This window comes from Paenibacillus sp. FSL L8-0158, from assembly GCF_038592965.1.
GTDB lineage: Bacteria > Bacillota > Bacilli > Paenibacillales > Paenibacillaceae > Paenibacillus > Paenibacillus polymyxa_D.
On the sequence record NZ_CP151949.1, the window covers coordinates 5,266,569 to 5,279,143 of the forward strand.

General features: G+C 38.8%; 15 protein-coding genes. All 15 read right to left on the reverse strand.

Annotated features, from left to right (window positions below):
* Positions 1-2 precede the first annotated feature (2 nt).
* Positions 3-1,958 carry a glycosyltransferase family 2 protein gene (locus NSQ68_RS23285; RefSeq protein WP_342427305.1) on the reverse strand — a complete coding sequence of 652 codons (1,956 nt, stop codon included), beginning with the start codon at positions 1,956-1,958 and terminating at the stop codon, positions 3-5.
* A gap of 28 nt (positions 1,959-1,986) precedes the next feature.
* Positions 1,987-2,325, reverse strand: coding sequence for a hypothetical protein (locus tag NSQ68_RS23290; protein ID WP_342427306.1), 339 nt, complete (start codon positions 2,323-2,325; stop codon positions 1,987-1,989).
* Positions 2,322-2,711 carry a flagellar export chaperone FliS gene (gene fliS, locus NSQ68_RS23295; RefSeq protein WP_107733841.1) on the reverse strand — a complete coding sequence of 130 codons (390 nt, stop codon included), beginning with the start codon at positions 2,709-2,711 and terminating at the stop codon, positions 2,322-2,324. Before fliS ends, NSQ68_RS23290 begins: the two co-directional genes overlap by 4 nt.
* Before the next feature lie 30 nt (positions 2,712-2,741).
* Positions 2,742-4,220 (reverse strand): flagellar filament capping protein FliD, encoded by a 1,479-nt coding sequence (gene fliD / locus NSQ68_RS23300; protein ID WP_342427307.1) that lies wholly within the window; start codon positions 4,218-4,220, stop codon positions 2,742-2,744.
* An 18-nt stretch (positions 4,221-4,238) separates the two neighbouring features.
* The gene (locus tag NSQ68_RS23305) at positions 4,239-4,601 is read right to left on the reverse strand and encodes a flagellar protein FlaG (RefSeq protein ID WP_342427308.1); all 363 of its coding nucleotides are present in this window, start codon (positions 4,599-4,601) and stop codon (positions 4,239-4,241) included.
* A gap of 147 nt (positions 4,602-4,748) precedes the next feature.
* Positions 4,749-5,519, reverse strand: coding sequence for a flagellin (locus NSQ68_RS23310; RefSeq protein ID WP_342427309.1), 771 nt, complete (start codon positions 5,517-5,519; stop codon positions 4,749-4,751).
* A gap of 187 nt (positions 5,520-5,706) precedes the next feature.
* Complete coding sequence (csrA, locus tag NSQ68_RS23315) at positions 5,707-5,943, reverse strand: carbon storage regulator CsrA (protein ID WP_023990670.1); 237 nt, start codon at positions 5,941-5,943, stop codon at positions 5,707-5,709.
* Positions 5,943-6,386, reverse strand: a complete 444-nt coding sequence (locus NSQ68_RS23320; protein WP_069009988.1) for a flagellar assembly protein FliW — start codon at positions 6,384-6,386, stop codon at positions 5,943-5,945. Before NSQ68_RS23320 ends, csrA begins: the two co-directional genes overlap by 1 nt.
* An 83-nt stretch (positions 6,387-6,469) precedes the next feature.
* A complete protein-coding gene (gene flgL, locus NSQ68_RS23325) occupies positions 6,470-7,378 on the reverse strand; it encodes a flagellar hook-associated protein FlgL (protein WP_342427310.1) in 909 nt (302 codons plus the stop codon).
* 23 nt (positions 7,379-7,401) lie between these two features.
* On the reverse strand, positions 7,402-8,982 hold the full coding sequence (gene flgK, locus NSQ68_RS23330) for a flagellar hook-associated protein FlgK (protein WP_342427311.1): 1,581 nt from the start codon (positions 8,980-8,982) through the stop codon (positions 7,402-7,404).
* Positions 8,983-8,997: 15 nt separating this feature from the next.
* Positions 8,998-9,498, reverse strand: a complete 501-nt coding sequence (locus tag NSQ68_RS23335; protein ID WP_342427312.1) for a flagellar protein FlgN — start codon at positions 9,496-9,498, stop codon at positions 8,998-9,000.
* Between the two features lie 10 nt (positions 9,499-9,508).
* On the reverse strand, positions 9,509-9,784 hold the full coding sequence (gene flgM, locus NSQ68_RS23340) for a flagellar biosynthesis anti-sigma factor FlgM (protein ID WP_039271505.1): 276 nt from the start codon (positions 9,782-9,784) through the stop codon (positions 9,509-9,511).
* 196 nt (positions 9,785-9,980) lie between these two features.
* On the reverse strand, positions 9,981-10,391 hold the full coding sequence (locus tag NSQ68_RS23345) for a TIGR03826 family flagellar region protein (RefSeq protein WP_039271507.1): 411 nt from the start codon (positions 10,389-10,391) through the stop codon (positions 9,981-9,983).
* Between the two features lie 742 nt (positions 10,392-11,133).
* Positions 11,134-11,601 (reverse strand): LysM domain-containing protein, encoded by a 468-nt coding sequence (locus NSQ68_RS23350; RefSeq protein ID WP_342427313.1) that lies wholly within the window; start codon positions 11,599-11,601, stop codon positions 11,134-11,136.
* A 379-nt stretch (positions 11,602-11,980) separates the two neighbouring features.
* Positions 11,981-12,547, reverse strand: a complete 567-nt coding sequence (locus NSQ68_RS23355; protein ID WP_342427314.1) for a ComF family protein — start codon at positions 12,545-12,547, stop codon at positions 11,981-11,983.
* Between the last annotated feature and the right edge of the window lie 28 nt (positions 12,548-12,575).

A 12,575-nucleotide genomic window follows, 5' to 3' on the forward strand; every position in this document is an offset into this window, starting at 1 on the left:
TTTTAGTTATTGCACATCTCCATAAGAAAGGATATATCAGAGACGTATGGGTAATTATCAACTAGTTTATTAAAGTAAGATTTCTTCTCCTCTGGTTCCGATATACAAATAATTGGATAATACAAATGTTTTTTTTCTGGTGATAGCTTTAAACTCTCAGCAAAAAATTCTAAAGCATCTTCCCTGTAACCTTGTGCCTCATGATAAAAAGCAAGATTTTCATAACTTCTATCATCTAGTTGTTGACGTGACAATAACAAAGAATAGTAATTCATTGCGTCTTGCATTTGGTTTACGCTAAAGAAATAATTTCCAACGTCATTAATCAGCTTGGGATGATTCGTATAATTTACTAAATTATCAAACTCCTCATAATAGCCAAGCAAAAATAAGTCTTTAGCTAATAAAAACAACTCAGTCGAATAGTTTTCAGCAACATCATCACTTACTATTTCTTTTTTTTCCATGAAGTTGTACAATGCATTTAACAACTCATTTTCACCGCTGCAATCAGATGATTTGAAAAACTCCAACTTGTCTTTTTGTTTAAAAAACATACAACCAATGATTAACTGACGTTGTAAAAATGAATCTTTTTTTATCTCTGAGGATAAATTTCGAACAGATTCCGCCCACAAGTTCTTATTTTTATTTATCAGAGCATACCTAAGCTGATCTCGATCTGTTAATGTTACTTCATCACTGAGTAGGTCATAATAATGGTTCACCATACGATGATTTCCTAAAGCAAGGAACACTTTAAAAAGAATAAGACAATGTGACATTTCCTGAGTGTCATAATTAGCATCTAAAAACCTTTTTATAGATTGTTCATTGTCGTTTAGGCTTAACCATTCAAGCAAGCTAAATAGTACATTCACGTTCTTTTTATCCCTAAGAAGCTTTTTTCCAAGCCAATATACAGCCTCTTCATTACGACATAACCGAAAACTTAATTTTATTAATTGATTTACTGGAACATCATACCCGTAAGAAGGGTTTACAAGCCAAGCAGTTGCCTCGAACCGAGCCTTATAATCAGCTTTTTCAATAGCTTTTTTATAACACTCAATCGCTTTTTCATAAAGACCAAAGGATTCGTAATGTGCTCCTTTTATAGTAAAGTACTCTGGGTAAGATCTAAAATTAGATAGTTTTTCTTCCGTCAAAAACCAAGAGTCTTTTAGTTTGTCATTTTCGATATATAGGGAGATAAGCGCCATTAAGCAATATGGGTACCAAGCACTTGTTTCATCTGCCTCTTCAAAAGACTTTTCGTAGGCCAGCATTGCATTTACACTATCATCTGCAAATCTGTATTGATTTCCAAGAGTAAACCAGTCATAGGCACTCATGGCTTTTTGGCGTTGCATTTCCTCAAAAATCTTCATATTTCGGGTATGCTTATCTTTCTTTACTACAGTTTGCTCCTGATAACCTGTATGGTATATACAAAGATCTGTCATTTGTGTATATACTTTTGCATCTTCCTCTCCGATGCACAATTGTTCGTGTATTGGACGATAAAACTGTATCCCCATAAAGTTAGGGAACAATCGCGTCACAGGAGCAGTAGATACTTGTTCCATACTTTCAGAAGATCCTGAGTAATTTACTACAGTAATGGTATACCCTACATTAGACTTAGGAGTTTGTTGGGCTATAAAATCCAACCACTTGGATTCATCATCAGCAGATAGATATTCATCTGCATCCAGCACTAAAACCCACTTGCCAGTAGCAAAACGAATGGATTCATTACGAGCGGCTGCAAAATCATTACACCATTCATAATCAAAAATAAGATCTGTATATTCACGAGCTATCTCTTTAGTCCGATCCGACGAGCCTGTGTCTACAATTATGATCTCCTCAGCGATATTTCGCACACTATCAAGGCACCGCGAAAGCAATGCCTCCTCATCCTTTACAATCATACACACACTAAGCCGCTTCATCTTTACCAACCCTATTCTGATCCTATAATTAATTCCTCTTGTCAAAAAACAAACTGTCTGGTGTATATTTGGCATTGTATGCTGCCTGTTGATCTTGAATTGTCCCTTTTTTTGCAAGCCATTCACTAGCTTCTACTTTAAAACTCTCCATCTTGGAAAGAATAGCTTCGTCGAAAACAGTAAGTTGCTGTATTCGTTTTTTATCTGTCTCAGTAAGTTGTTGTTGATTAGAAATGATTTTAAGGGAAATTTTTTCTCTTTGATCTGCATACTGGCTTAATTCCATGTAACTGACTCGGTGAATTCGCTCAATCAGCTCTATTGTGGCCCTTTCCAGTTGGGTTACATATTCCTGAACAGCACTCATTCAATCGACTCTACATTATGATTTAGTGATTTTATAGCTGTATCCCAAGCGCCTCTTAATTCTGTTAAATGGGAAATGACTTCTTCCGCAGGTATCACATTCTTTTTCAAGTTAGCATTGATGAGCTGGTGAAGCATGTACTCGTACACTTGGTAAAGAGTGGCGGAAATCGGATAATCATGATTTAAAGCAGCAATAAGTTCATTGATAACGGCCTGTGCTTTACACAAGTTCGTATTGGCTTTTTCATGATCCGTTTCCTCTATTCCTTTAATTCCCATTCGTATAAAGCGAATCGCTCCATCATACAGCATTAGCAACAGTTGGCCCGGTGAAGCTGTTTGCAATTGCGCTTGTTGATACTTTTGGTAGGGTGAATTAATCAATTCTAGATCTCTCCCTTGGAAAATTTGGTGTTAACTAAACATACTTGAAAGACTGGATGACGTACTGTTGTATTTGTTCATAGCCGTTTCCATAGCAGTGAATTGCTGATAATAACGTGTTTCTATCATTGTAAGCCTATCTTGTAAAGCATCAATCCGCTTATCATAATCTGATAACTGGTCGCCTATTTGACTCTTTGGCTGGAAAGCTGCTGTTAAATCAGAACTGACTTTAGAGGTTCCAGCCTTATCCGCCAAACTTTGAAGAGCACCTTGATTAGTCTTCTTCAGCCGGCTGAATATACCATCCGAACCAGTATAGTTTGTTGAAGAAGAAGTATCCGTCTGGCCAAACAAAGCAGTTACGTTTTCAGGAGTGGTTTCCAAAGCCGCACGTAACTTCTTCTCGTCTACGTATAGTTTCCCTTTTTCACTATAGGTACCGGTTGTAATTCCGATCTGAGTCAAATTTATTTTCTCGCCACTCGGTAGAACTACATCTGTAATAATCGCTGATCTCATATCACTAAGTGTTTTGTCTACAATAGAATCATTTTTGAGCATACCACTCTTGGCTTTGCTTTCCCAGAGTGTAATCTCGTCTTCCTTCATGTCCTTTCTCTGGTCACTGGTCAACGGTAAATATTTACGATAACGTTCCTCACTTGTTTTTTGGTTTAATGTCGAAAGTGTATCATTATACGCCTCAACAAAAGATTTTATAGTGTTAACCATTGCGTCAACATCCTGTGAAACTTCAATTTGTGTTGACTGTCCTGTCGGTGTAGTTCCATTTAAACTGATTTCGACACCATTAACTGTGAAACGATTTGAAGTCTGTTCTGTTGTTAGACCATTAATTTCAACAATTGCATTTTTTCCTTTTACGACATTAGCTGTTTTGAGTCCGAAGCTTTGTTCAAGGAGTTCTCCACTTAATGTAATATCATTATTCCCTGTATTCTTATTAGTCAAAGAAATTTTACCAGATGAGGCATCATATACAGCGGTCACACCAGCTTTTGTGCTCCCGTTAATTTTGGAAATCAATGAATCGATTGTATCGTCTGAAGTGAAATTTATAGTATCGGATCCGACAGTAATACTATTCTCATTACCCGTGTATATATCTGACAGCTTTGTAGTACCAGGAGAGGCAACTACTGTTCCTCCAGAAGATACAACATTAGAAGCAGTCGCCAGATTAGTAACCTTGACATTTAATACAGAGTTCACAGATGCTCCAGTTGCTGTGGCAGTGAGCACATTAGAAGCTCCAGTAACGGTTGTTTTTTTTGAATCGATAGCGCTACTAAAACTAAAATTTGTTAATTTTTCATTAAAAGTGACTAATTTCGTACTTACTTGGCGGTATCCATCACGCTTCCATTCTGTCAGTTGCTTTTGCTGGTTCAGTTTGTTTAATGGAATACTTTCAGCAGTCATTAACTTTTTGACCATTGAATCAATATCCATTCCTGATGCCAAACCGCTAATTCTCATTGTCATAACTAATCCTCCTGAATGTTAAGCTTTTTTATCAATAATAAGCCCGTTCATTTCCATTAAATTTGCCGCTACATCAAGAAGCTTTTCTCGGGGGACTTCCCGAATTAAATCACCTGTCTGTTTATCAAAGACCTTGATCATTATTGCGTGGGTCTCCTTGTGAATGGAAATCTCAAACTTTTTTTCCGGCCCCTGCACAGCTCTAATTGCCTTTTCTAATTGCTGAATTGCTTTTTCTTCTTCACTAGACAATCTCTCGACCGATTGATTAACATTTTGCTGATTTATAGCAATAATTGATGGTTCATCTGCGACACCCTTAGGTGAGATAGATATCGCCTGTCCTAGTATTGGGCCAAGACCAGAAATACTATTATCCACAACTTCCCCCCCTTATCGTGCTGAAGCATCATCAAGAACGTTTTTAGTTTTAATACTCTTTATATCGGAAAATAAGTGCTAATTATGAAGGGAATAACAAAAAAGAGACCTTGAAAATCAAGGTCTCTTCTAAGGAAAAAGTATAGATTAACGAAGTACAGACAAAATACCTTGTGGAGCAGAGTTTGCTTGTGCCAGCATGGATTGGGAAGCTTGCAGCAAGATGTTGTTTTTGGACAAGGAAACCATTTCTTTAGCCATATCTGTATCACGGATACGAGATTCAGCAGCAGTCAGGTTTTCTACTGTAGTACCAATGTTGTTGGAAGTGTACTCCAGACGGTTTTGCACAGCACCCAGTTTAGCACGTTCTGTGGAAACGGCTTTGATCGAATCCTCCACTTCAGACAGTGTTGTTGTAGAATCCAAACCACTGAAAGATGTAGTTGTAATAGAAGCAATAACAATAGTACTGGAAGCTTTATCATTAACTGTAATGCTTGCTCCAGCTGTAATAGTGATACCGTTAAAGGTAGTTTTGGTCATAATTTCATCAATTTGCGCACCCAGTTGATCCAACTCTTGACCAATATTATCTTTATCGTTAGTGCTGTAAGTTCCGCTTGTTTTTTGAACGTTCAATTCTTTCATACGAGTCAGCATGGAGGATACTTCGTTCATTGCACCCTCAGCAGTTTGTACGAAGGAGATACCATCTTGAGCGTTACGTTGAGCTTGCTCCAGACCACGGATTTGACCGCGCATGGATTCGGAGATGGACAAGCCAGCAGCGTCATCAGCAGCACGGTTAATGCGCAGACCGGAAGACAGTTTCTCCATATTTTTACTTGTTGCATTTGTGTTCAGACCCATGTTGCGGTGTGTATTCAATGCCGGAATATTGTGGTTGATAATCATTGTAAATTTCCTCCCTGAAATGGTTTAATGCCCACATCCTTGTGGTATGAACGTCTTCACAGGTCGGCCGCCCTGAAGAATTACCGTTCTATATTATATATCGACCTTTCACACAAAATTGTTTATAGCATTTCAATATTTTTATTTAGTATTCTTCCAATATCAGCAGCCCATATTCATTTCTTTACTAAGTATTGCTTCCCTCTCCCATTTCCAACATGGCATTCTTAAGAGCTTCAAGGTCCATAACCGCGTTTTGATTGTTATCCTGGATTGCATCAAAAATCTCTTTGCGATAAATATCTATATCTTTGGGTGCTGATATACCTATCTTTACATTATCTCCTTCAACGGAAAGCACGGTTATTACAATATCATTATGGATAACAACAGACTCACCTTTTTTTCGGGATAAAACGAGCATCAGGATTCACCACCCTGCTCTTTATGTCTTAACTTCTGCCACAATGCACTTCTTGTAGTATAATCGGTATTTTGTAAAACAATCTGTTTGCCAATAGACTTCTCCACATTGAAAATTAAAGGTGCTAGCAAATTGACTGTTATCTTCTCCTTATTACTATGCCAAGTCACAATACAACGAACTGCAATCTGCTCTCGATCTATTACACCGATATCTGCAAGCGCATCACTAGATAGCTCAAACTCATAATCAGGTACAAAATCAAAAGGATTGACCGTAATAAAGGTGACTGTCGCCTCTTCTACAGCGCTCAAAATACTAAATAGCTCATTATGCTCTTGTAGCCTATATTCACGTAAATGCTCAAAACCAGGTAATCCCTTAGGAAAAGCAAAAACCAATTCTTCATTAAGCCATCTTTTTTCATCTAATTTCGGGGTCATTGTTTATCCTCCTTAAAAATCAACAAAAGAGCTACGGATTTTTATCCATAGCTCTACAATACAAATGTCAAAGATTCAAAAGACTAACGCATAAAATCCATTAAAGAAGGCTGCATAATCTGAGCGGACGATTTCAAGGCTGCCTCATAAATAGTTTGGGCAGAAGTTGCCTGAATCATCAAGCTGGCAATATCGGCATCTTCAGTTTTGGATTGCAAGGTCGTCAAATTCAGATTTCGGTCGTCAAGACGGGATTGAACCAGTTCTACACGGTTTGTGCGTGCCCCAACCTCAGACTGACTAGCCTGCATTTTTATGAAACGAGACTCAACATTTGCGGACTGAGCTGCAATGGAACTATAGCTGCCACTAGACAAGGCTGCGCTCAAGTTATCCATAATTTTAAAAACGTTATCCGTATCCGTTGACGCTCCAAAAAACTCACTTCCAGAAGTATTCACCCGAAATGTAGATTGATCTCCAATTGCATAATTCACAGCGCCTTGATCCGCATCAATTTGATCATAACTTGTCACAGTACCGGACAGCTCGTAAGGGGCCTGATCATATTTTTGACCGTTAAAGATATATTTACCACGAATTTGGCTATTTCCGATATTGGTCATTTGTTCCTTAAGCTGATCCACTTCCAACTTAATTGCATCCAATCCGGATTGGGGGACAGTTTCACTTGAAGCTTGAACCGTCAGCTCTTTTAACCGTTTCATGACATCTCCAGCCTGCTGCATCGTAGAATCTGTGAAATCTAACCAGCTTACGGCCGCATCAGCATTGCTGGAATATTGCTCATTAGAAGCCAACTCAGCTCTGTAGCGAAGAGCATAAGTCACACCCACTGGATCATCTGAGGGTTTATTGAGTTTGCGACCAGTTGTAATCTGATTTTCCATTTTACTCATGTTGCTATAATTACGATTAAGGTTACTGAGCGTCTGCATACTCATCATCCCCGAGGTTACTCGAATCGCCATACACTACCTCCTACTAATCTAAATTAGAGCCCTACACGGCCTGTACTATTAATCAGCTTGTCCAGCAATTGATCGAATGTCGTCATAAAACGAGAAGCTGCACTATAAGCATGCTGAAACTTGATCATGCTGGACATCTCTTCATCCAGGGACACCCCGCTGACAGACTGTCTACTTAAATCCACCTGTTCTGTCAAAAGTTGTGCGTTCTGTGACTGACGTTCCGCCTCCTGAGTCTGTACTCCAAGTTGTCCAACAATAGAGCTAAAATAATCATCCACCGACGTCGGAGTTGATAGAGCAGTCCCAAAATCGAATTTCACATTTTTCAAGTTAGCCATAGCCATAGCTAACGCATTATTACCGAGCACTACTTTCTCATCTGTCGTTCCTGTTCCATCTACCCGTAATGAGGTCGCAATTTTATTAGGATCACTTTGTATATCAGGATTTAATGTAATATTACCAGCTGTAATCGCGGCACCGTCTTTAGAGGTAAAAAAGGCATCACCTTTGGTAGGAGTTGCCCCACTAATTGTATAGCCCAACTGATGAAGCCCATTGATACCTTGGACAGTAACCTTCAAATCGTTTGTTAAAGTCCGGTTATTATTAGCATTAGAGTAGGTAACCGCTGTATTATTTGGTCCCGTATTCAATACCGTTCCTTCTGGAAGCACAGTTCCTTTAGGAAGGGTAACTTCAATATTTCCGTTGGCCAATGTGTTTGCCAATTGGTTTATCTGATTTTTATAATCCGTAACATATCTGTCACGTGATAATACCATTCCGTAAACTTCGCCGCCAGTCAAGGTGCCACCTGTAAAAGCAGCCTGAAGACCGTCCGCAGTTACTGGAGTAAGTTCGCTACCAGTTACAACTATCTGTCCAGCTACTGTTACTTGATATCCGTTATCTAGTTGAGTAACCTGCACATTAGCCAGTTTAGACAATTTATCGATCGCATAATCTCGCTGATCTCTCAAATCATTTGGATTATCTCCCAATGATTCCAACTTGGTAATATTCCCGTTTAAATCAGCTACAGATTGTAAGAGGGAGTTCATCTCTGTTGTCTTCAAAGTAATATTATTGGTTAAATCGGAATCTAGGGCGTCAAGCTGCTTACTTGTCTGATTCAACGCATCCGTTAAAGCCAACGTAGTCTCTTTTACGATTTTACGGTTAGTTACGTCCTGAGGATCCTGACTCAAATCCGACCAAGCATTCCAGAAATTATCCATTACTTTGCGCATTCCTGTGTCAGAAGGCTCATTCATAATCGTTTCGAGCTTATTCAGAGTATCGTAGCGGATACTCCATCCACCTAAAGAGGAGTTTTCATTACGATACTGATCGTCCAGAAACGTCTGACGGACGCGCTCAATAGCAGTGAATTCAACCCCTGTACCCATTTGACCTCGTACAACGGAACGGTTCAAACCATAGGCTTCCATAGATTCCGAGGCCTTCATACTAACCACTTGTCTGGAGTAACCAGCTGTGTTGGCATTCGAGATATTGTGTCCGGTTGTATTTAATGCAGCTGTTTGTGTGTTTAAGCTTCTTTTCGCTGTTTCTATACCATGAAATGTTGAGACCATGTTTTCCTCCTTCAATTAGGCGCGTGTATCAAATAGTCCCGCTCGTACTGATGATGTGCTCTTATCAGCTGGACGCTGATAAACCGCTTCAGATTCCGCATAATATGACATACTCTCAATAGAAAAATCAATATAGGAAAGCGCCTGTTGTATAAGCTGTTTATTCAACTCATTTAAATTTTTCAATTCTTCAAGCGTATCCGCAAGATTTTTTTGAATGTGAAGGAGGCGCTGCTTATCTTCTACATCAAACACAAGACGAGACAACTCCGTAATATTGAGATTCAACTTGGACTTAATACCACGTTCCTGCAAAAATTCATATGCTGCCTGCAGGCGCCGTTCATCCAGCTGTTCAATGTGTCTGGACATCTTCGATTCCTGATTCATGACTAGAATGAGCTGATCTACCTTATTTGATATCAGTGCTTCCTTTTTTTGAGTTCCTAATGCAATCAACTGCTCGTGAGCCTCTCTAAGCTGCTCCAGCACATCAATCAATCGCTCTAAAGGCATAATTCTTCACCTAGCTTTCGGAAGACTGCTTGAAGTAAGGTAACAGCTTCTCTGCAATTTTATCGGCATCTACACGATAGGTTCCAGAAGCTACTTGTTGCTTAAGCTCCTGAATTTTCTTAACGCGATCTGCATCACTGCTGCGGTTCAGCATTTCCATCGCTTCCGGAGAAATCGAAACCTCGTCCTTGCGGCGAGACTTCTTAAGCTCCTCTTGACGCCCTGTTTCAATATTTCGTTGGTATGGATTAATAGCTCCGATGCGGTTGGTCTCGTTAATTTTCATAACTTCCACCTTCCTTAGTTATTTGATATGGTCAGAATGTATCAGACGACATAGCGTCGAACATGGTTCGTATTATGCCTCACTTCTTTATTTTGTGCATGGTTGCTAAAAATAAAAAAACCGATAAGCTCTATAAAGATTATCGGCGGTATTTGAAACTTTTTGAATAGCTGAATGCGTTTTTAATTCCCCTGTACTACTTTCCACGAAGTTTATCAATCGCGCTGTAGGTACCTGAGCCCATATTATTACTTTGATCCTGATTACTACTTTCGCGCACAGCCTGATGCAGGTCTTTAGTCAGACGTGTTCGACAAGAATCGCACATATGCCCTTCACGAATCGGTATCCCGCATACCTCGCAAGGATACGTCATATTGGGCGCATTAGCAATGGAAATACGTCCCTCACGTATAAATGTCGTGATTTGCTTTACGGATACCTCAGTAGCCTCCGAAAGCTCATGCATATGAATGCCCTTATTTTCACGTATATGTTTGACACAACGTTCGTATTCAATTTCAATTTCTTTAATACAGTTCTGGCAGATCCCCCTGACGTTCATAATAAACAGCTTTCCACATCGAGGACAGTTATCCAAATTCATCCTCTGTAGCGCCCCTTTCCAATTTCCGATCTTTAAAATACTTTTATCCTTACATTACCTTATAATGAAGAGCCTCGTCTAGCAAATATTTCAAAAAAGGATTTTCAGATTTTACACAATCGCACATCTTATAAATTATCATATTAAGAGTATAAGAGAGAAAGATCCATCAGTAAAATTTTATTAACATCTATATGCATCAATATGCAATGACCTAAAATAAGTAAGCTCATGGAAGCTAATGTTCAGCCTATTGCATGTGTCTATTTATCGTCAAACATTGCTCTCTACTTTAGATAGAAAATAAAATAAGCGCCATTCCAGTTGTTTTCGGGAATAGCGCTTCATTATACAATTAAAATAGCTATATATGAATATGAATAAAGGTAGAAATTATCAAGATGAGGGAAAAACCGGGCGAAACAATCCTCAGAAGAATTCATGTTCACCTGTGCCCCGAATGACATCAAGAAAGCCCTGTAAATCCGGGGGAACGGCGTCCATACGAATGCTCCGCACATGGAGTGTGGGTATTCATAAATCTCATGGATCTAACATCATCTCAACTTATAACATATCTGAAATCAAGCTAGATGCATCAGTGGAAATTTGCAGCCCAAAAAAACAAGCTATTTCACAAATAATTATTCAAAAAAGCATTGTTTTAATAGAGGCCTTCCCGTATACTATAGTCAAACGCTTGGTTTAAAAAACATACTTCATTATACATTTATAATGATAATTATTTATTTGTTTTTGTTTGCGGTACTTGCAGTTCTTGGCCTGCTTTAACCAGGTTGTTAATTTTAACCAGCTCTTCAACAGTTACACCGTATTTTTCAGCAATAGAAGCCAGTGTGTCGCCCTCTTGAACATTTACTGTGATTGTATTTACAGTTGCTGGTGTTTCATTTGTAGTTGTTGCTGGTTTTGTGGTTGTTGCTTGATTGTTGTTCTCAGTAGCTGGTTGAGCTGGTGTTGTAGTTGTTGCTTTTTCAGTAGTTATAGTTCCAAAAACCTTTGCTTCAAATGCTTTTTGTGCTGCTTCTTGTTGTTGAATGATCAGTTGTTCTTCAGCTCGATCCTTGTTGTAATCTGAACCAGATTTCGCCAATACTTGACCTGTTGCAAGTGGACTCAACAAAGATACTGCACCTAAACTAACTGCCAACATGCTAGATACTGCTACTTTTTTCATTACGTTTTTCATGATTTGTTCTCTCCTCTTTTTAGCTTTAAATTTTAATTAACTGCTTTACTACTGAGCGAGACACTCCCAATGTCCGCTCTTTAGTCATTAGCTAATCACTTATTACCAATCATGTTAGCTATCAACAGATAGAAATTGTACTCCTCTTTTCCAAAAAAATCAACCTCTAAATTGAAATATTCTGTTTTCATCCCTCACTTCCTTACTTTTTGTTTGTCTCTATATTTTTATTATATACCTCTCTCTAGCTTGTTGTCAAATCCTGCTGATGTACGGCTTAAAAGACTCTTGCTCTATCATTTAACCCTTCTTTCAAGAGAATTATAACCTTTTTTTATAGTTTCAAGCGAATCACATGGAAAATACTAGATATTTTGACTTATGATCTTGCTAAGGTCAGGCAAAAAATAGTCAAATGCATTCCTTGCTCTAATGCCTTTTCTCTCAAAACACGTGCACACGCCTGCAATGTGCTCCCCGTTGTATAAATATCATCAACAAGCAAAACGGTAACGGAAAGCTTATTTTCCGTAACACATTGAGATTTAGCTTTTAAAATAAAAGACTTCAGCAAATTTGTCATATTGGGATGGACAGAAAACGCATTATTCATTGTGTTCATGCGTTCCTTTTTTGATTTAAAGCTTTGTTTGCCTGTATCTTGTGGACGAGCAAGTAAAGATAGGAAGGGGAGCTTATTCCGCCTAGCAATCTCTTCTGCCAAGATTTGAGCCTGATTGAAGCCTCGCTCTGTAAGCCTCTTCTCACTTACCGGGACACAGGTCACTACATCTACACTCCACAAAGATCGCTTGAAACGAGAATGTTTATGACTTGCAAACTCAACCCTCATCGCCTGATAGGCTCGATTCATGATCTCACCCAGCAGGGAACCATACTTTTCATTCCCGCGATATTTGAACTGCCCAATCCATTCTCTCATCATTGGTGTATAGCTGGTTGCACTCCGATTG

What these genes read in the sequence shown, in the direction of transcription:
- NSQ68_RS23355 (WP_342427314.1), bottom strand. Translation starts at nt 12,547, where the DNA reads ATGATGAGAGAATGGATTGGGCAGTTCAAATATCGCGGGAATGAAAAG.
- NSQ68_RS23310 (WP_342427309.1), bottom strand. Translation starts at nt 5,519, where the DNA reads ATGATTATCAACCACAATATTCCGGCATTGAATACACACCGCAACATG.
- NSQ68_RS23350 (WP_342427313.1), bottom strand. Translation starts at nt 11,601, where the DNA reads ATGAAAAACGTAATGAAAAAAGTAGCAGTATCTAGCATGTTGGCAGTT.
- flgM (WP_039271505.1), bottom strand. Translation starts at nt 9,784, where the DNA reads ATGAAAATTAACGAGACCAACCGCATCGGAGCTATTAATCCATACCAA.
- NSQ68_RS23345 (WP_039271507.1), bottom strand. Translation starts at nt 10,391, where the DNA reads ATGAATTTGGATAACTGTCCTCGATGTGGAAAGCTGTTTATTATGAAC.
- NSQ68_RS23335 (WP_342427312.1), bottom strand. Translation starts at nt 9,498, where the DNA reads ATGCCTTTAGAGCGATTGATTGATGTGCTGGAGCAGCTTAGAGAGGCT.
- NSQ68_RS23320 (WP_069009988.1), bottom strand. Translation starts at nt 6,386, where the DNA reads ATGACCCCGAAATTAGATGAAAAAAGATGGCTTAATGAAGAATTGGTT.
- NSQ68_RS23285 (WP_342427305.1), bottom strand. Translation starts at nt 1,958, where the DNA reads ATGAAGCGGCTTAGTGTGTGTATGATTGTAAAGGATGAGGAGGCATTG.
- flgK (WP_342427311.1), bottom strand. Translation starts at nt 8,982, where the DNA reads ATGGTCTCAACATTTCATGGTATAGAAACAGCGAAAAGAAGCTTAAAC.
- flgL (WP_342427310.1), bottom strand. Translation starts at nt 7,378, where the DNA reads ATGGCGATTCGAGTAACCTCGGGGATGATGAGTATGCAGACGCTCAGT.
- NSQ68_RS23290 (WP_342427306.1), bottom strand. Translation starts at nt 2,325, where the DNA reads ATGAGTGCTGTTCAGGAATATGTAACCCAACTGGAAAGGGCCACAATA.
- fliD (WP_342427307.1), bottom strand. Translation starts at nt 4,220, where the DNA reads ATGACAATGAGAATTAGCGGTTTGGCATCAGGAATGGATATTGATTCA.
- csrA (WP_023990670.1), bottom strand. Translation starts at nt 5,943, where the DNA reads ATGCTCGTTTTATCCCGAAAAAAAGGTGAGTCTGTTGTTATCCATAAT.